The 18,885-nt window shown below is 60.9% G+C and carries 18 protein-coding genes; 7 read left to right on the forward strand and 11 right to left on the reverse strand.

All coding sequences use genetic code 11. The features are described 5' to 3' along the window. Window positions 1-790: 790 nt before the first annotated feature. From BR24_RS04205 to BR24_RS04220, 4 genes are all read left to right on the forward strand, one after another. Complete coding sequence (locus BR24_RS04205) at window positions 791-1,993, forward strand: quaternary amine ABC transporter ATP-binding protein (protein ID WP_496540250.1); 1,203 nt, start codon at window positions 791-793, stop codon at window positions 1,991-1,993. Then, window positions 1,980-2,816 carry an ABC transporter permease gene (locus tag BR24_RS04210; protein WP_496540251.1) on the forward strand — a complete coding sequence of 279 codons (837 nt, stop codon included), beginning with the start codon at window positions 1,980-1,982 and terminating at the stop codon, window positions 2,814-2,816. The genes BR24_RS04205 and BR24_RS04210 overlap by 14 nt, the downstream gene beginning before the upstream one ends. A gap of 34 nt (window positions 2,817-2,850) precedes the next feature. Beyond that, window positions 2,851-3,699: a glycine betaine ABC transporter substrate-binding protein gene (locus tag BR24_RS04215; RefSeq protein ID WP_496540252.1), complete on the forward strand. Its 849-nt coding sequence runs from the start codon at window positions 2,851-2,853 to the stop codon at window positions 3,697-3,699. Between the two features lie 154 nt (window positions 3,700-3,853). Next, on the forward strand, window positions 3,854-4,687 hold the full coding sequence (locus BR24_RS04220; protein ID WP_496540357.1) for a glycine betaine ABC transporter substrate-binding protein: 834 nt from the start codon (window positions 3,854-3,856) through the stop codon (window positions 4,685-4,687). 74 nt (window positions 4,688-4,761) lie between these two features. On the opposite strand, the gene cysC is transcribed toward BR24_RS04220, so the two are convergent. The 4 genes from cysC to BR24_RS04240 form a co-directional block, all read right to left on the reverse strand. After that, complete coding sequence (gene cysC, locus BR24_RS04225; RefSeq protein ID WP_496540253.1) at window positions 4,762-5,361, reverse strand: adenylyl-sulfate kinase; 600 nt, start codon at window positions 5,359-5,361, stop codon at window positions 4,762-4,764. A gap of 2 nt (window positions 5,362-5,363) precedes the next feature. Further along, window positions 5,364-6,188, reverse strand: a complete 825-nt coding sequence (gene cysQ, locus BR24_RS04230; protein ID WP_496540254.1) for a 3'(2'),5'-bisphosphate nucleotidase CysQ — start codon at window positions 6,186-6,188, stop codon at window positions 5,364-5,366. 128 nt (window positions 6,189-6,316) lie between these two features. Further along, window positions 6,317-7,738, reverse strand: a complete 1,422-nt coding sequence (gene gltA / locus BR24_RS04235) for an NADPH-dependent glutamate synthase (protein ID WP_496540255.1) — start codon at window positions 7,736-7,738, stop codon at window positions 6,317-6,319. Continuing rightward, a complete protein-coding gene (locus BR24_RS04240) occupies window positions 7,731-8,576 on the reverse strand; it encodes a sulfide/dihydroorotate dehydrogenase-like FAD/NAD-binding protein (RefSeq protein ID WP_496540256.1) in 846 nt (281 codons plus the stop codon). The genes gltA and BR24_RS04240 overlap by 8 nt, the downstream gene beginning before the upstream one ends. A 265-nt stretch (window positions 8,577-8,841) precedes the next feature. On the opposite strand from BR24_RS04240, the gene BR24_RS04245 reads away from it, so the two are divergent. The 3 genes from BR24_RS04245 (at window position 8,842) to BR24_RS04255 (ending at window position 12,075) form a co-directional block, all read left to right on the forward strand. Further along, on the forward strand, window positions 8,842-9,243 hold the full coding sequence (locus BR24_RS04245) for a hypothetical protein (protein ID WP_496540257.1): 402 nt from the start codon (window positions 8,842-8,844) through the stop codon (window positions 9,241-9,243). Window positions 9,244-9,364: 121 nt separating this feature from the next. Next, complete coding sequence (locus tag BR24_RS04250) at window positions 9,365-11,848, forward strand: heavy metal translocating P-type ATPase (RefSeq protein ID WP_496540258.1); 2,484 nt, start codon at window positions 9,365-9,367, stop codon at window positions 11,846-11,848. Between the two features lie 26 nt (window positions 11,849-11,874). After that, on the forward strand, window positions 11,875-12,075 hold the full coding sequence (locus tag BR24_RS04255) for a heavy-metal-associated domain-containing protein (protein ID WP_496540259.1): 201 nt from the start codon (window positions 11,875-11,877) through the stop codon (window positions 12,073-12,075). Window positions 12,076-12,110: 35 nt separating this feature from the next. On the opposite strand, the gene BR24_RS04260 is transcribed toward BR24_RS04255, so the two are convergent. From BR24_RS04260 to BR24_RS04290, 7 genes are all read right to left on the reverse strand, one after another. Beyond that, window positions 12,111-12,305 (reverse strand): hypothetical protein, encoded by a 195-nt coding sequence (locus BR24_RS04260; RefSeq protein WP_496540260.1) that lies wholly within the window; start codon window positions 12,303-12,305, stop codon window positions 12,111-12,113. Window positions 12,306-12,504: 199 nt separating this feature from the next. Then, the gene (gene hslU / locus BR24_RS04265) at window positions 12,505-13,869 is read right to left on the reverse strand and encodes an ATP-dependent protease ATPase subunit HslU (RefSeq protein ID WP_496540261.1); all 1,365 of its coding nucleotides are present in this window, start codon (window positions 13,867-13,869) and stop codon (window positions 12,505-12,507) included. Continuing rightward, window positions 13,870-14,409 carry an ATP-dependent protease subunit HslV gene (hslV, locus tag BR24_RS04270; protein ID WP_496540262.1) on the reverse strand — a complete coding sequence of 180 codons (540 nt, stop codon included), beginning with the start codon at window positions 14,407-14,409 and terminating at the stop codon, window positions 13,870-13,872. A gap of 18 nt (window positions 14,410-14,427) precedes the next feature. Then, window positions 14,428-14,976 carry a macro domain-containing protein gene (locus BR24_RS04275; RefSeq protein WP_496540263.1) on the reverse strand — a complete coding sequence of 183 codons (549 nt, stop codon included), beginning with the start codon at window positions 14,974-14,976 and terminating at the stop codon, window positions 14,428-14,430. 53 nt (window positions 14,977-15,029) lie between these two features. Continuing rightward, window positions 15,030-15,998: a hypothetical protein gene (locus tag BR24_RS04280; protein ID WP_496540264.1), complete on the reverse strand. Its 969-nt coding sequence runs from the start codon at window positions 15,996-15,998 to the stop codon at window positions 15,030-15,032. Window positions 15,999-16,006: 8 nt separating this feature from the next. Further along, entirely contained in the window at window positions 16,007-17,836 is a 1,830-nt protein-coding gene (locus tag BR24_RS04285; RefSeq protein WP_496540265.1) for a chloride channel protein, read from the reverse strand. Between the two features lie 4 nt (window positions 17,837-17,840). Further along, on the reverse strand, window positions 17,841-18,818 hold the full coding sequence (locus BR24_RS04290) for a bifunctional riboflavin kinase/FAD synthetase (protein ID WP_496540266.1): 978 nt from the start codon (window positions 18,816-18,818) through the stop codon (window positions 17,841-17,843). Between the last annotated feature and the right edge of the window lie 67 nt (window positions 18,819-18,885).

Genomic DNA, 18,885 nt, shown 5'->3' on the forward strand with positions numbered 1-18,885 from the left:
AATAATCGAGAGATGTTTGTGAATTCTGATTTGCTGGATTTCTTTTGCAGGCAGACGAGATTATAATGTGCTGATCCACAAACGTCTTGTCCTGCCACCTCTTTGGAAAATCTTGCGGGTAGCACATGGCGGAACGCGCCTCATGCGTTGATTTATGTCGAAAACACGAGTTTGAACGAGCTTGGTGGAGGAGGTGGGCGGGAGGAAAAATGCACACGAGCATGGGTGAGGGTCGGATGGTCAGCGATGCTAAGGGTGTGCTTGGTTGAGATTTTGAGGTGCTAATCGACTCAGATCGGGTTTATTTGGGTTTAATGGCGTCTATGAAGGAGAAATCTTGAAATCTGACTGCATTTGACAGAAGGTGGTCGATTGTGTATTACAATAACGCTCCCGGCGGGGTCTGCACGATATTTCGTGTGGATGTTGTGTTTCTGCACCTGTTTCGCAGTTTCGTCGGAGATGCAATTGAAAAAATGCGGGCCGTTACAACGGTGCAACATAGGTGATTGTCGTAATGCATTGCAAAACGATGTGTTTTGCATTGCCTTGTTTTGTATGTCGTCCGTATTGCTACTTATCATTATTTATGAACTCTTTGAGCGATCCAGACTCTCCCGGCAGGGTGGACGACGTCCCTCCCCGCCCGCATATCCCAAACTCATCGCGACCTCCGTGGTCGGTCCCGTCGGCTGTTGCCGAGGATAGTTCGTGACCGTCGAATCATGTATCGTCAGGCGCGGTTTCTCTGGTAGTTGAAGCCGCTTTCATTAATATATCAGGAGCATTTATGGCCAAAATCGAAGTTGAGAACTTATACAAGATCTTCGGCCCCAACCCGTCGAAGGTTATTCCCATGCTTGAAAAGGGAATAGCCAAAGACGAGATCATGGAGAAGACAAAACACGGCGTTGGCATCAACAACGCTTCTTTCTCCGTTGAAGAGGGCGAGATCGTTGTCGTCATGGGTCTTTCCGGTTCCGGGAAATCCACGCTGGTTCGCTGCATCAACCGCCTCATCGAGCCCACATCGGGCACCGTGCGCATCGACGGACAGGACGTCACGAGCCTGGACAGCGAGGAACTGCGCAAGATGCGGCTGACCAAACTGGGAATGGTCTTTCAGAATTTTGCGCTCTACCCGCACCGCACCGTGCTGCAAAATGCCGAGTACGGGCTGGAGATTCAGGGCGTTGACGCAGCCGTCAGGCGCGAGAAGGCCGCCAATGCGCTGGGCATCGTCGGCCTCGGCGGCTGGGAAGATTCCCTGCCCTCGCAGCTCTCCGGCGGCATGCAGCAGCGTGTGGGCCTTGCCCGCGCTCTGGCGCTGGACCCGGACATCCTGCTCATGGACGAAGCGTTTTCCGCGCTCGACCCGCTGATCCGCAGCGACATGCAGGACGAGCTCATCAGCCTCCAGGATGACATGCAGAAGACCATCCTCTTCATCTCGCACGACCTCGACGAAGCCCTGAAGCTGGGTGACCGCATCGTGCTGATGAAGGACGGACGCATCGTGCAGACCGGCACTCCCGAAGACATTCTCACCAATCCCGCCGACGACTATGTCGAACGCTTCGTGGAAAATGCCGACATCGCTCAGGTCCTGACTGCCGAATCCGTCATGAAGCGTTGCGAAGCCGTGGCATACCTCAAGTCCGACGGTCCTCGCTCCGCCCTGCGCAAAATGCGCAAGCACGCCATCTCCAGCCTGTTCGTCATCGACAGCGAGCACCGTGTTGCCGGCGTCCTCTCCGTCGAAGACTGCCGGACTCTGGTCGAAAAGGGCAGCCGCGATCTCTCCAGCGCCATGACCAAGGATCCGAAGACGGTTACGCTGGACACTCCGGCAAGCGAACTCATCCAGATCATTTACGACCTTCCGTATCCGCTGGCGGTCGTCAACGAAAACGGCAGGCTCAAGGGCGTGATCGTGCGCGGAACCCTGCTGGGTGCACTTGCGGAAAGGGGGAACACCGATGACAATTCCTAGGCTGCCTTTAGGCGATTGGATTGAAGCCACTATCAATTTCCTGGTCGAGAACCTTTCGTTCCTGACCAAGGCCTTTTCTGAGATCACGGAAAACGGTCTGGACTGGATTGAAGCAGGCCTCAAGGCCATTCCCGAATGGCTGTTCATTCCGCTGTTCGCGCTTATGGCCTGGCGCCTGACCAGAAACCGCGGCGTCGGCATATTCTGCTTCTTCGGGTTCCTGCTCATCTGGAGCATGGACCTCTGGAACGCCACGATCTCCACGCTGGCGCTGGTCCTCGTCTCCACACTGGTGTCCATCGCCATCGGGGTGCCCGTGGGTATTTTCGCGGCCATGAGCCGTCCGGTCTACCGAGTCGTGATGCCGATTCTCGACGTCATGCAGACCATGCCCGCGTTCGTCTACCTCATTCCGGCGATTCCGTTCTTCGGTCTCGGCAAGGTTGCGGCGATCTTCTCCACCGTCGTGTTCGCCATGCCGCCGTCCATCCGTCTGACCTGTCTGGGCATCAAGCAGGTGCCGGGCGAGCTGGTGGAATGCGCCGAGGCCTTTGGTTCCACGCGCTGGCAGCGCCTTTTCAAACTTGAGCTGCCCATGGCCACTCCCACCATCATGGCGGGCGTGAACCAGACCGTCATGCTGGCCCTGTCCATGGTCGTCATCGCGGCGATGATCGGTGCGCGCGGTCTTGGTGGCGAAGTCTGGAAGGCGATTCAGCGCATGCAGATGGGCGACGGTTTTGAAGCCGGTATCGGCATCGTCATCGTAGCCATCGCGCTTGACCGTATTCTTCAGAAACTTGGTTCGCGCTCTAAGGCGTAAACCTTTCAACAATTATCAAAACGGAGCTTAACCAATGAAAAAAGTCATCGTTTCCGTCATGGCCATGGTCCTGTGCCTGGCTATGGCCTTCCCGGCATTCGCCTCCAAGGGCAAGGTCGAACTGGCCTACGTCGAATGGTCTTCCGAAGTCGCCTCCACCAACGTGGTGAAAGCCGTGCTTCAGGAGCGTATGGGCTACGAATGCGAAATCATCCCGGTTTCCGTTGGTCCGATGTACGCAGCCGTCGCAGCAGGCGACGTGGACGGCATGGTCTCCTCCTGGCAGCCCATCCAGTCCGACAACCTGAAGCGCACCGAAAAGGATCTGGTCAACCTCGGCCCGAACATGGTCGGCGTGCAGTCCGGTTTTGTCGTTCCGTCCTACGTGACCATCGATTCCATTGATGAAATCAACGCCAACGCCGACAAGTTCGACGGCGAGATCATCGGCATCGACCCGGGCGCAGGCGTCATGCAGCAGGCCGACAACGCCATTGAACAGTATGGCCTGGACGAAATGGAACTCATCGACTCCACCGGCGCCATGATGACCGCCGCTCTCAAGGACGGCATCCGCCGCAACGACTGGGTCGTGGTCACCGGCTGGACCCCGCACTGGAAGTGGGGAACCTGGGACCTCAAGTACCTCAAGGACCCCAAGAACGTGTTCGGCGATCCCGAAGACGGCACCATCCTGACCCTCGTCCGCAAGGGCCTGGACAGCGACATGCCCGAAGTCAGTTCCTTCCTGGACAGCTTCCAGTGGACCCCGGACGAAATGGCTGAAGTCATGGTCTGGATCCGTGAAGGTATGGAACCGTACGATGCTGCCAAGAAGTACATCGAAAAGCACAAGGAACAGGTCGACGGCTGGCTGAACTAAGCTCTCACCTGTGCAGATAGGGATGCCGCCCTTCAAGGGCGGCATCCTGTCAGGTCCCGGCAGTGAGTCCGAAAGGCGGACACCCACCTTTATGTCGGGGATGTTCAATTTCAATCAGGAGGTTCTTTTGCGGACCAGATTTGCTCTTCTCATCATGGCCTTGTCCATAGTTCTCTTCAGCTTCCCGGCACTTGCCAACGCAGACAAGGGGCCGGTGAAAATCGCGTACGTCGAATGGGACTGCGCAGCCGCATCCACCAACGTGGTCAAGGCGGCACTGGAAGAGGAGATGGGGTATGACGTTGAACTGTATCCGGTTGCCGCTGCGGCTATGTGGCAGGCTGTCGGAACCGGCGATGTTGACGCAATGGTCACTGCATGGCTGCCGGTCACGCATGCCGAGTACTATGATAAGGTAAAGGACAGCGTGGAAAAACTCGGTCCGATCGCAGGCGGCGCCCGTCTCGGCTGGGCGGTCCCGTCCTATGTCACCGAAGTGGACTCCATTGATCAGCTCAACGAAAATGCCGACATGTTCGGCGGAAAGATCTACGGCATCGACCCCGGCGCGGGCCTGATGCGCCTTTCCGACAAGGCCATGAAAGAATACGACCTGGACAAGATGGAGCTGATGGAAGGCTCCGGCGCGACCATGGTCGGTATGCTCGCCAATGCCTACAAGAAGAAGGAACCCATCGTCATCACCACCTGGTCTCCGCACTGGATGTTTGGCAAGTGGGACCTCAAGTATCTCAAGGACCCCAAGGGCGTCATGGGTGGCGAAGAGCAGATCTACACGATCGTTCGCAATGACCTGAAGGACGACATGCCGGAAGTGTATGAGTTCTTCAAGAACTTCAAGTGGAAGTCCTCCAGCCAGCTTCAAATGGTTATGGCCTGGAATCAGGAGGAAGGGGCCGACCGTTATGAAAACGCTCTGCGTTTCATCAAGGAAAACCCCGAACAGGTTCAGAGCTGGGTCAAGTAAGACCGGCCTACCTGTCTTCACGCATTAAAAAACGCCCCGCCATCTGGCGGGGCGTTTTTTTGTTCGTATGAAAATCAGTAGCCGTTTGACGTGCATTCACGAACATATCGCAGCACCTGCTCGACCGAGTCTTCGATGCTCGTGCGATCGCTGTGAATCACGATGTCCGCGTTCTCGGGTTCTTCATACGGGGCGGATATGCCGGTATAGTTCTTGATTTTTCCTTCACGGGCCAGCTTGTAGTATCCCTTGACGTCACGTTCTTCGCAGACTTCCACGGGGCAGGCGATGTAGACCTCGTGAAAATCCTCATCTCCGATGATGGCGCGAACGCGGTCGCGATCAGCCTTGAGGGGGGTGATGAACGCGCACATGCAGATGATGCCGTTCTCCACGAAGAGCTTGGTGACCTCGGCGATGCGACGGATGTTTTCGGCTCGTGCTTCCCGGGAAAAACTGAGATCGCCGCACAGACCGTGCCTGACATTGTCGCCGTCAAACACGTAGGCCTTGCTTCCCTCGTCGAACAGGGCCTTCTCGACTTTGTGGGCAATGGTGGACTTGCCGGACCCGGAGAGGCCGGTAAACCAGAAAACGGCACCTCGGTGCCCGTTCCGTTGCTCACGGTCAGGGCGGAAAACCTCGCCCCGATGAGGCGTTACATGCTTTCTCATGCTTACTTCACCTTTTCCCGTGCCGAAGCGGTGAGGACGTCCAATATTTCGCCAGGGCAGTTGCCTAGAACCATAAAGGCCGGATTAAGGATGCTTTCCTTGTTGTATGCGAGCGGCTCGCCGTCGAGTCGCACAACGACTCCTCCGGCCTGTTCGACAACGCAGTGTGCGGCCGCTGTGTCCCATTCGCTCGTGGGGCTCAGGCGGGGGTACACGTCGGCGCTTGCGTCCGCCACGGCGCAGAGCTTGATGGAGCTGCCCATGGCGAGCAGCTCATGATCCGGCAGTTCATCCAGAAAGGCCTGCATGGCGATCGAAGGGTGGGAGCGGCTGCCCACAACGCGGAGTCCGGCGAGCGATTCGAACCTCGCAGCTTCTATACGTTCAGCCGCGGCCCCGTTTTTCGAGCACCATGCCCCGAGTCCTTCTGCGGCAAACCACAACGTGTCCGGCTCTGGCGCAAAGACGATACCGGCCACCGCACGGCCATCTTCGATCAGGGCGATATTGACGGTAAACTCGCCGTTACGTTTGACGAACTCCTTGGTACCGTCAAGCGGGTCAATGAGGAAGAACCGGTCCCAGCCGGAACGCTGGTCGTAGCTGATGGCTTTTGACTCTTCAGAAAGTACCGGAATGTCGGGAAAGTGTTTCTGCAGCTCGTTTACGATGCAACGATGGGATGCCAGATCGGCTTCGGTCAGCGGCGACTGGTCCGGCTTGGTCATCACTTCGAAATCACGGGCGTATATCTCCATGATGGCCGACCCGGCGTTGCGTGCGATGCTGTTCAGAGTGTCAAGATTGTCGTAGTCCATGTGGTCCATGCGGACTCCTTTGGATGATCATTCTGCTGGGTTTGTTAGCCTTTTCGAAGCGTTCAGGCAAGAAGGTGAAACGAAAACGGGGCGGCTATCTGGCCGCCCCGTCATGAGAATGATTGCTTTCCACCCCGCTAGAGGAGGCGCTCGGCGATTTCCCTTGCCGCTCGCCTTCCCGCGCCCATGGCGGAAATGACCGTGGCCGCGCCGGTGACGATGTCACCCCCTGCGAAGACGTTCCTCATGGAGGTCTCGCCTGTATCGGGGTCAGCAGCTATGTAGCCCCATTTGTTGAGCTCCAGCTCGGGCGTGGCTTCCAGAAGGATCGGGTTGGGACGTGTGCCGACCGCGACCACTGCCATGTCGCAGGGGATTTCCTCGGTCTCCCCCTCGATGCAGACCGGACTGCGGCGACCGGATTCGTCCGGTTCGCCAAGACACATCTTCTGGACGGTCATGGATTCCAGCCGTCCGGATTCGCCGGGGTTAAAGGCCAGCGGGCCGCACAGGGCACGAATTTCGATGCCTTCCTCGATGGCGTGGTGCAGCTCCTCGAGGCGGGCGGGCATCTCGTCCTGCGTGCGGCGGTACACGATGGACACGCGCTCGGCGCCCATGCGTTTGGCGGTGCGCGCGGCGTCCATCGCCACGTTGCCGCCGCCAATCACCACCACATCGTCCGCCCTGAAGGTCGGGGTGTCGTAGTTGGGGAAGTCGTAGGCCCGTCCGAGGTTCACGCGGGTGAGATATTCGTTGGCGGAAAACACGCCCACGAGGTTGTCGCCCGGAATGTTCAGGAAGCGGGGCAGCCCGGCGCCCACGCCGATGAAGATCGCGTCGTAGCCTTCGTCCTGCAGATCCTGAATGGTGACGGTCTTGCCGCCGACCCAGTTGGTGCGGATCTCAACGCCGAGGTCCTTGAGGGCGTTGACCTCGCGGCCAACAATGCTCTTGGGCAGGCGGAACTCGGGAATGCCGTATATCAGCACACCGCCTGGTTCGTGGAGCCCTTCGAAAAGCGTAACCTTGATGCCCTTGGAGGCGAGGTAGCCCGCCACGGTCAGCGAGGCGGGGCCGGCACCGATGCAGGCGACCTGAAGGTCGTCGCGCACGAGGGCGCATTCATGGGTGCCGGTTATCTCCTCGCAGGCGTCTGAAGCCATGAAGGTGTCGGCCACATAGCGCTCGAGGCGACCGATGGCGACGGGCTCGTTCTTCTTGCCGAGGATGCACATGCCTTCGCACTGGCTTTCCTGCGGGCAGACGCGGCCGCACACGGCGGGCAGGGAGTTGGTCCTGCGGATGACCTCGTAAGCGCCGGGAACGTCCTTGTCGGCCAATTTGGCGATGAAGGACTTGATGTCGATTTCAACGGGACAGCCCTTCTGGCACAGTGGCTTTTTGCACTGGAGGCAACGCTCCGCCTCTTCGACCGCCTGATCGAGCGTGAAGCCCAGAGCCACTTCGGAGAAGTTTCGGACGCGTTCGGCCGCGGGCTGCTCGGGCATGGGAACGCGGGGCCCGATGTCGGCGGGCTTGCGGGGTTTGTTATCCATGACAGGTGCACTCCTTCTTGAATTTGCCCATGGACTCCTCTTCCTGATCCTTGAACTGCCAGAGCCGGGCCTTGAGTTCGGAGAAGTCCACTTTGTGCCCGTCGAATTCCGGGCCGTCCACACAGGCGAACTTGGTCTTGCCGCCCACGCTGCAGCGGCAGGCACCGCACATGCCGATGCCGTCCACCATGATGGAGTTCAGGCTGACAGTGGTCTTGACGCCGAAGGGTTCCGTGACCTTGGCAACGGCCTCCATCATGGGAACAGGGCCGACCGCGACAACCTCGGTCACGTTGCGGTCGCGCTCCAGACGGTCCTTGAGAACCTCGGTGACGAAGCCCTTGTGGCCGACGCTGCCGTCATCGGTGGCGACCATGACCTCGGGGCAGAATCCGTTGAGTTCGCACCGGAAAAGCAGGAGGTTCTCGGTCCTTGCGCCGATGAGGGCGACCACGTGGTTTCCGGCCTCCCAGTGTCCCTTGGCGATGTGGTGCATGGCCGCAATGCCGGTGCCGCCGCCGACGCAGATGACCGTTCCCTGCTCCTCGATATGCGTGGCCTTGCCCAGCGGACCGCAGACGTCGAGAATCTCTTCCCCTTCCTGCAGCGAGTTGAGTTGTGCGGTGGATTTGCCGACCACGAGAAATACGATGGTTATGGTTCCCGCTTCGCGGTTCTTGTCCGCAATAGTCAGGGGGATGCGCTCGCCGTTTTCGTCAATGCGGATGATGACGAAATTGCCCGGCATCGCCTTCTTGGCGATTTGCGGTGCGTCTATGACGAAAAGCGACGTCTGACCGGGGATGAGTTCTTCCTTTTTGAGAATCTTGAATCCCATGAATACCCGCCTTTATGTGTGGATTTATCGTTTCGCCGCACTGGACGCGGCGAGGGTGAAGCACGGTACAACCTCGGTGGTGACTTGTCAAAAAACATGAATTTGTTTATCATGACTTCATACGCTTCCGTTTTCGCCATGGATCGGCGGAGACGGGTCTCGGGTCCCTCTGGAGTGAGCGCGGTGCTGTGCCGCAGGGACGTCCGGACCGACTAACGGCGTCTTCCCCTCGCACGGGAAGACATCGACAGGTTGCGAGGGACCCATGCGCATCGATCCCGATCCCCACAATCTTTACCGTGAGATAGACGGCATACGCGGTCCGGAACGCCAGTCCCGGCCAGAGGCCGTGGTGCGCACCCGCAAGGCCGGCCTGTCCTTCGGCGGTTTCGGGCTCTCCTACGAGTCCGAAGAAATCAGCGTTGATGCCGAGCACTCTCCGCAGGCCAAAGCGGCCAGACGTCTTGAGCGTGCCTTTGAAACGGAAACGGCGGTGCGCGACCTCGCCGCCGAAGTCACCTCCCGCGCAGTGGATGCCCGCGTCAACTGGGCGGACTCCCTGCCCGGGGCGGACAGCTCTCCCCGCCGGCAGGCCCGTCAGGCGTATTCCCGCGCCATGCAGCCGGAAAGCCCGCTTCCCGGCACCTCCTTTTCCGCGGTCGCCTAGTCGCGAACGCTCTCTCTTCGCTGACATCACGACCCGCTTGTGGTATTGCAACCAAGGGTTGATTTTACCCTCGACCCGTGTTGCAATGGATTTTCATTATCAACGAAACAGGCCGGTGCTCATGAAAAAGGAAGCGAAGATAAGCGGCATGCATTGTGCCGCCTGTTCGACCAGAATAGAAAAAGTGGTGGGCGGCATGGAAGGCGTGGACGAGGTGAACGTCAATCTGGCCGCTGAAACGATGAACCTCTCGTTCGATCCGGAAGTGCTGGGACCGGAGGCGGTATCCAGGCGAATCGAGGATCTGGGCTTCGGAGCCGAGTTCATTGATGACACTTCGGGAGAGGAAGGAGGCGTTCAGGAGCTTCGGCTGAACATTGGCGGAATGCACTGCGCCGCCTGCTCCAGCCGCATAGAGCGAGTCGTTGGCGGCATGGAGGGCGTGGAGTCAGCCGAGGTGAGCCTTGCTTCGGAAGAGGGTGTGTTCCGATTCGATCCGCAGACGGTCTCCAGGCGTGAAATCCGAAAGGCCATTGCCGATGCGGGGTTCACCACCGAGGTGCAGGATCCCGCCGCAAACATGTTCCAGCAGCGCAGGCAGGAGGCCGAGGACAGGCTTGCAGAGAAAAGGCGCGAGCTGATCCCGGCGTTTCTTTTTGCCTTCCCGCTGCTCATACTGAGCATGGGACATATGTGGGGCATGCCGCTGCCCGCGTGGCTGGATCCCATGCACGCCCCCCTGACCTTCGCGCTGGCGCAGCTAGCGCTGACTCTCCCGGTGATCTGGGCCGGACGGCATTTCTATACGCAGGGCATCCCGGCGTTGTTGCGAGGCGGTCCGAACATGGACTCTCTCGTGGCCATGGGAACCGGCGCGGCCTTTCTGTATTCCGTCTGGAACACCGTGGAGATAGGCCTCGGCATTGACCCGCAGGCCCGGGCCATGGACCTGTATTTCGAGTCTGCGGCCGTGCTCATCGCCATGATCTCCCTCGGCAAGTATTTCGAGGCGTCCAGCAGGCTCAAGACCTCCGACGCCATCCGGGCGCTCATGAACCTTACGCCCGACACGGCGATACTGATGGAAGGCGAAGATACGCGTGAAATCCCGGTGACCGAGGTGGAGCCGGGCGACACTTTGCTGGTCAAGCCGGGAGCGCGCGTTCCCGTGGACGGCACCGTGCTGTCGGGAACCTCCAGCGTGGATGAATCCATGCTCACCGGGGAGCCCATCCCGGTGGACAAGGCCGTGGACGATCCTCTCGCGGGCGGTACGCTCAATACCCACGGCTCCCTGACCATGAAGGCGGACCGGGTGGGCGGGGACACCATGCTTGCCCGCATCATCCGGCTGGTGCAGGAGGCGCAGGGCTCCAAGGCGCCAATCGCCAACCTCGCGGACACCATCAGCTATTACTTTGTACCCGCCGTGATGGTCGTGGCGCTGATTTCTGGTGTGGCGTGGTATGTCTCCGGCGCCGGGTTCCCTTTCAGCCTGCGTATCTTCGTGGCCGTGATGGTCATCGCCTGCCCCTGCGCCATGGGGCTGGCCACGCCGGTCTCCATCATGGTCGGCACCGGGCGAGGGGCGCAACTGGGCGTACTCATCAAAAGCGGGCTGGCCCTTCAGGAAGCCGAGAAGATCGACGCGCTTGTTTTCGACAAGACCGGCACCCTGACCCACGGCAAGCCCGAGCTGGTGCGCGTAGCCTCTTTCGGCATGAGCGAGGATGATGCCCTGCGGCTGGCGGCGTCGGCAGAGCGCGACTCCGAGCATCCGCTTGCGCTGGCCATAACCGGGGCCGCCGCCGAACGCGGACTCAAGCTCTCCGCGCCGGAAGACTTCGCCACCGTGGCGGGACGCGGCATCGCCGCCCGCGCCAAGGGACGCGACGTGCTCATCGGCAACCTCGAGTACATGCGGGAGCGAGAGGTGTCGGGCATTCACGAGGCCGAAGAGTCTGGAAAGCAGATGGCGGCCGAGGGTATGACCGCGCTGTACCTTTCCGTGGACGGGGCGCTGTCTGCGGTGCTGGGCATAGCGGACCGCATCCGGGCCGAGGTGCCGGGCGTCATCTCCCGGCTCAAGGACCGCGACATGGCGGTGATCATGCTCACGGGCGACAATGAGACAACGGCTCGGGCCGTGGCCTCCAGCGCGGGCATCAGCGGCGTGCTGGCGCAGGTCATGCCGGACAGGAAGTCCGAGGAAGTGGAGAAGCTGCAGGGCAAGGGGCTCAAGGTGGCCATGGTGGGTGACGGCATCAACGACGCGCCCGCGCTGGCCCGTGCCGATATCGGCATGGCCATGGGGTCCGGCATCGACGTGGCCGTGGAGTCCGGGGACGTGGTGCTCATGAAGGGCGATCTGCGAGCCGTGCTCACGGCCCTTGATCTCAGCCGCGCCACCATGCGCAACATCAGACAGAACCTTTTCTGGGCCTTTGCCTTCAACACCATCGGCATCCCCGTGGCTGCGGGCGTGCTGCACATCTTTGGCGGCCCCACGCTGAACCCCATGATAGCCGGGACGGCCATGGCCCTCAGCTCGGTCACCGTAGTCTCAAACGCACTCAGGTTGCGCTTTTTCGGCAGTCGTCAATAAAAACGAAATCAACAGGAGGAATATCCATGGCACAGGTGAAAGTGAAAGGCATGAGCTGCGGGCACTGCACCGCCTCTGTGACGCAGGCGCTGGAGGCGCTGGAAGGCGTGACGAACGTGAACGTGACGCTTGAAACCGGCATCGCGCAGTACGACGAGGAAAAGCCCGTCGATCCGCAGGCGGTCAAGGACGCGATCACCCGGATCGGCTTTGAAGTGGAAGAGTAGAGCGCACCGGGCCGCGATGCGGCCCGGACGCTTTTTTAGGCTCCGTTGACGACGAGTCGCCATCCCTCGGCGGCTCGTTTCGTTTTCTTGCGCTGAAGAGCGGAGCCGTAGGCGGGAACGCTTCGCTTTGCGGCCACGAGGCAGTCGCTGCATGCGGGACCGTCAATGGTCTGCATGGCGAAGTCGTGGGACGGAATCTTCTGTCTGCATACGCAGCAGTGTTTGCTCATGGTGGGCCTCCTGAAGTGGCGGTAACGGGACGTGCTTGCCGTTTCGGGAGATGATGCAGATGACATTCCAACCGGCGCACTTTCTCGAATCCGGATGCATGGTGCCTCAAGCGAGGCAATCATTTCGGCTGGATGGCATGAAAAAAGCCCGGCAACCGCTTTGACGGAGCCGGGCAAATGTTTCCGGGACGGTGCAGGGCTAAAGGATGAAACGCGACAGGTCGCGATCTTCCACCACTTCGCCGAGGTTGTCCTGAACGTAGCTGCGGTCAATCTGCACAGTCTGGCCGCTGCGTTCCGGCGCATGGAAGGAGAGGTCCGCAAGGATCTTCTCCATGAGCGTGTAGAGGCGACGTGCGCCGATGTTCTCTGTCTCCTCGTTCACCCGCTGGGCCATTTCGGAGAGCTCCTCCAGCGCTTCGCGCGTGTAGTCCACGCTGATGCCTTCGGTCTGGAGCAGGGCCTTGTACTGCACGGTAAGCGCGTTCTTGGGTTCGGTGAGGATGCGGTAGAACTCCTCCTTGCCGAGAGCCTGCAGCTCCTCTCGGAGCGGGAAGCGGCCCTGAAGCTCGGGAATGAGGTCCGAGGGCTTGGAGTAGTGGAAGGCGCCTGCCGCGATGAACAGGATGTGGTCGGTGCGCACCATGCCGTGCTTGGTGTTGACCACGCAGCCTTCGACGATGGGCAGCAGGTCGCGTTGCACGCCCTCGCGGGAGACGTCCGCGCCTCCCTGCTGGTCCTGCCGAGCCGCCACCTTGTCCAACTCGTCGATGAAGATGATGCCGCCCTGTTCCACGCGCTCGCGGGCGATGTCGGAGACCTTGTCCATGTCGATGAGTTTTTCGGCTTCCTCGTCGATAAGTGTCTCGTAGGCGTCGCGCACCCGCATTTTCCGGGCTTTTTTCTGGGTGGGGAACATGCGGCCGAGCATGTCCTGCATCTGCATGCCCATGTCTTCCATGCCGGGCATCCCCACCATGCCCATCTGCGGAGCCTGCGAGGTGACCTCGACTTCGATCTCGCGTTCGTCGAGCACGCCGCGGCGGAACATGTCGCGGAATTTCTCGCGGGTCTCCGTGTCACGGGGCTTGGGCGGCTCTTGATCCGGCGTGCTGAGCTGGAAGAAGTTCTTCTCGGTCTTGGGGACGGAGCCGGGCAGCAGCAGGTCCAGTATGCGCTCCTCGGCGTTCTTTTCGGCGCGCTGGCGGACCCGCTCGGTCTCCTCCTGGCGGACGAGGTTCACGGCGATCTCCGTGAGGTCGCGGATCATGGATTCCACGTCACGGCCCACGTAGCCCACCTCGGTGAACTTGGTGGCCTCGACCTTGAGGAAGGGGCATTTCGCCAAGCGTGCAAGGCGTCGGGCGATTTCGGTCTTGCCCACCCCGGTGGGACCCATCATTATGATGTTCTTGGGCGCGATTTCCTCGCGCAGCTCCGGGTCGAGCTGCTGCCTGCGCCAGCGGTTGCGCATGGCTACGGCGACCATCCTCTTGGCCGCGTCCTGTCCGATGATGTATTTGTCCAGTTCGGTGACTATTTCGCGGGGCGTGAGGTTGCTCATCTACTTTTCCTGTGTCTCGATGGTAATGTTTTCGTTGGTGTACACGCAGACGGATGCCGCGATCTTCATGGCCTTCTCGGCGATGTCGCGGGCGCTCAGGTCGGTGTTGTCCTTGAGGGCGCGCCCGGCGGAGAGGGCGTATGCGCCCCCGGAACCGATGGCCGCGATGCCTTCGTCCGGCTCGATGACGTCGCCGTTGCCGGAAATTATCAAAATATGCTCCGCGTCGGCCGCGAGCAGCATGGCTTCGAGCTTGCGCAGGTACTTGTCCGTGCGCCAGTCCTTGGCGAGCTCCACGGCGGCGCGGGTCAGATTGCCGGAGAAGGTCTCCAGCTTTTGTTCGAAGCGTTCGCACAGGGTGAAGGCGTCGGCGGTGGCACCGGCGAATCCTACGGAGACCTTGTCCTTGTAGAGCTTGCGAACCTTGCGGGCTCCGTGCTTCATGCAGATTGCCTGTCCGAAGGTGACCTGTCCGTCACCCGCCACGGCGGTTCCGTTGTCGTCCTTGACCGCAATGATGGTGGTTCCTTTGAGTTCCATTGTATCCTCGTTGAGTGTCTAGCTGAGTATGTCGCGTGCCGCGTCGAGCCACGTGTTGTGGGATGAATCGCCGCGCAGGACCATGAATGCCTCGCTAACCTGCCCCTGTCGGAGGCCGTCGGCGAGGCGGGAAAGAGCGATTTTGGCGGCCCGATCCGGCGGAAAGCCGTATACGCCGCAGGAGATGGCGGGAAAGGCTACGGTCCCGATGCCGTGCTCGGCCGCCTTGCGAAGACTGTTGTCGTATGCGTCGGCCAGCAGTTGCGGTTCATTTTCGGTTCCGCCGCGCCAGATGGGGCCCACGGTGTGGATGATGTATCTGGCCGGGAGCGAGAAGCCGGGGGTGACCACGGCCTGTCCGGTCGGCAGTTCCCCGATGTCTTCGATGATTTCGCGGCAGGCGCGCTGAAGTCGCTGATGCCCTGCGGCGCGGTGGATGGCGCCGTCGACCCCGCCTCCGCCCGCGAGCCGGGAGTTGGCGGCGTTGACCACGGCGTCGGTGTCCATCCGGGTCAGGTCGCCCTGAACGATATGAAGGGTGGCGTTGCCGAAGGTCCATTGGCTCATCATTCGACTTACATAAGACCTCGGGCGCGCTTGGCAAGGGGGAGGGGCCGGGTTCAGTAGGTCCAGTTCAATCCGATGTACCCGCCCCCCGAGTTGGCTATCCCGGTGGTGGACCGGCGACTGCCGGTGCTGCCGTATACAGCGTACTTGCGGTTGAAATGATATTCGGGGCCGAGGACCATGTGGAATCCATGGTCGAGGTCCAGATCGAGGTAGGCGGCAAGTTTGGAGCGTCTGATGCCCACATAACCGTTGCGCACGAAGTCGCTGTGCGGGGAGAGGCGGTAGGTGCGGTCCATGGCGGAATACGCGAAACGCAGGGCGAACCGGTCCTTGTTGCTTTCCTTCTCCTCCACGAGCCCGAGCGCGATGAGCGCCTGTCGAACGTGCTTCTGGGAGACGTGCACGGCCAGCCCGACCTCGCCGTCAGCGAAGAGATCCTGGTTCAGTGGATTCAGGGCGGTCAGTCGCATGAGGCCCCCGATCATCCAGCCTTCCCAGATGTCGTAGGCCAGCTCGCCGCTGAAACCCGCGCCGAGCGCGCCGGGGAAGTACTCCTCGAAGGCCGCTGTCGCCTCTGCGTTGACCCAGTAGTGCCAGCGGTCGTTGTAGCTCCCCTTGAGTACGCGGGCCTGCAGCGTTACGTCGTGCAGGGAGTTCCACGGATTGGAGCTGCCGCCGTCAGGGCCGATGGAGGTCTCCGACGTCCAGTCGTATGAAGAATATCCGTAGGCCAGCGAGAATATGGAATAGTGCAGGTTGACATCGGTCCGTATGGCGGTCACGTCGCCCCCGGAGCCGGAAAGCTCGGAGGACGGGATCAGGGAAAAGGCCGTGCCGACGGAAAGATCCTTCTCGTTATCATCATCCAGCGAGTCGAGTGTCAGGCTCGGCTGGTCCACGATGCCGATTTCCTGCGTTGCAGCAGGCGCCGCGCACAGCAGAACGCAGGCCGCGACAAGGGCCAGAAGGGTCGTCCATGGGGGTGACGGCGTTACGGCTTGGATCGCGGATGACCTCACGTTACCTCCTAGGCCGGGTGCTTCTCCTCTTCGGGGCGAAGCTCCTTGATGGCCTTGGCGTAGGCGTTGAACACGTCCTCACGATTGATGAGTCCGATGATCTCGTCCTCGGAGTCCTCCTTGAGCACGGGTATCTGACCGTAGTCGGTATCCACGAAGCGCAGCAGGGCTTGATACAGGTCATAGTCAGCGCGCACGTATGCGGGCCGGGTCGCAAGGTCGCGGACCACCACCAGCTCGAACAGGTCCTCCTCGAACATCCAGTTTCGCACGTTGTGAATGGAGAGGATGCCCGTGAACTTTCCTTCGTCGTTGCGTACCGGGAAAAAGAGCTGGTTGGTGTTGGCGATGATATCCGTCAGTGCCTTGAGCGTGGTGGCCTCTTCGAGGATGGTCACGCGCTCGGGGCGGAAGAAGTCCTTGACCTTGAGCTGTTCCAGTACGTTGATGGTGGCGTCGCCGAGGTGCGCCGGCGAGTCGAACTTGTTCTCCACCTGATGTTCGTAGAGCGAATAGGTGCGTCCGAGAACTATGCACAGGGCGGAGGCGAGCATGAGCGGTGCCAGCAGGCCGTAGCCCTGCGTCAGTTCGGTGACCATGATCAGCGGCCCGATGGGCGCGTTGGCCACGCCCGCGAAGAACGCTGCCATGCCGACCAGAATGTACGCACCGGGCTGCGTGACGATCTGCGGAAAGAGCTGGTTGCCGATCTTGCCCACCAGCCCGCCGGACATGCCTCCCACGAACAGCGCGGGCGCGAACATGCCGCCGGACATGCCGGAGCCGATGGTCAGTGACGTGGCGAAGGTCTTGCCGATGATGATGGCGCACATGGCCATCAGCGGCATCTGGCCGAGGATGGCCAGCTCAAGCCAGCCGTAGCCGCCGGAGAGCACTTCAGGATAGGCCCAGCCGAGCAGACCCATGGCCAGCCCGCCGAGACCGGTGGCCCACATGAGGCCCATCTTGTCCGTAAGCGGCAGGAAAATCTTGTATTTGATGGTGTAGAAGGTCTTCACGTACAGCCAGCCGGACCCGGCGCAGACGAACGCGAGAATCGTGTAGAAAATGAGCTCGCGCGGGTCGCTGAATTCGAAGCGGGGGATGCCGAAGATGGGCTCCGTCCCGTAGAAGAAGGTGAAGATGGAGTAGGCCACCACGGAGCTCATGACCGAGGGCAGGATGGCCTCTGCTTCGAAGTCCTCGCGGTAGATGACCTCGATGGCGGTCAGCGCGCCGCCGAGCGGTGCGCGAAAGACGGCTCCGAGACCGCCCGCGGCGCCGGCCAGCAGGAGCAGGCGGCGCTCCTTGGCGGAAAAGTGAAGCCGTTCCGAGATCCAGCAGCCGATGCCGGCGCCGATCTGCGTGATTGGTCCTTCGCGGCCCGCGCTGCCACCGGAGGCGATGGTCAGGATCGATGTGAATCCTTTGATGATGGGCACGAGCGGACGGATGAAGCCGCCCTTGTTGTGGAAGGCGTTGATGGTGGCGTCGGTGCCGTCGGTGCCTCCGCTGACGGTGTCGGGGATGAACCGGCTCACCAGCCATCCCGTGAGCAGGCCCGTGGCCGTGGTGGCGATGGGGATGACCCAGCCGCGAATTTCCTCGGCATGGGCGTGGAAGAGCTGCTCGCCGGCGGGGTGCGGAGAGATGATTCCGGCCAGTTTGGCCTGAATCAGAAATTTGCCAAGCTCGATGGCGCCGAAGAACAGCACCGCGACGAGCCCGGAGAAGACACCCACGAAGCAGCCCATGACGAGCCATCGAAACGAGGCTATGTGTCTGTACGCTTTAACGAAATCGCGCCAGTAATCAAAGATGAAGGAGAGGGCTTTCATGGCCTTAATTAGCCGCCTTTTGGATGTTCGCGCGGGTCAGGCGGATGGCGGCTTCGGGTTCGGCGAGAATCTGTCTGCCGATCTCCACGTCGCGGGTTATGCGCGCCTTGAGCTCGTCGATGCCGTTGAATTTCTTTTCGTCCCGGATGCGCTGCACGAAATGGACGCGGATGCTGCGTCCGTAAAGGTCGGAGGCGTAGTCCAGCAGGTGCGCCTCCACAGAGAGGGCGTCGTTGCCGAACGTCGGGTTCTTGCCGATGTTGGCGACTCCGCGGTGCACGTCGCCGTCCACTTCCACCCAGATGGCGTAGACGCCGGGCTTCGGGAACAGCTCGTCCACCAGCTTGAGGTTGGCGGTGGGGAATCCAAGCAGCTTGCCGCCGCGCTTCATGCCGTGCACCACTTCGCCTTCCACCTGATAGAATCGGCCGAGCAGGGGCATGGCGCCCCAGACATCTCCGGCGTGCACCATGTCGCGGATGCGCGTCGAGCTGACGACGGCGCCGTCGTAGGTCACCGGATCAAGGCGTTCCACGTTGAAGCCCATGTCCTCGCCGATCTGCGAGAGGGTGTCGTAGTTGCCGGAACGTCCCTTGCCCATGTGGTAGTCGTGGCCGATCACCAGCTCCTTCATGCCGAGGCCGTCCACGAGGAAGCGCTTGACGAACTGGTCGGGCGAGAGCGCGGCGAGTTCGCGGGTGAATTCCAGCACCAGCGCCGCCTGTGGCCCGTACTGGGAGATGAGGCGCAGCTTCTGGTCGATGAGGGTGATGAAGGGCGGCGTCTTCCGGCCCGTGAGCACCCTGAGCGGGTGCGGGTCGAAGGTGACGACCACGCTGCTGAGGTCGTTCTGCTGTGCCTTGTCGCAGGTGAGGCCGATCAGCTTCTGGTGTCCGAGGTGGACGCCGTCGAAGTTGCCAATGGTCACGCTGGCGCCTTGTACGGCGTCTTGTATCTCTTCAATTGTCTTTGCGACTATCATGGTCCTTTCCACGGAGCGATTTAGGGGGGTATTGCTACCGCAATTCCCGTCCGGCTTCAAGGTTCGG

It is taken from the genome of Pseudodesulfovibrio halophilus DSM 5663 (assembly GCF_059568665.1).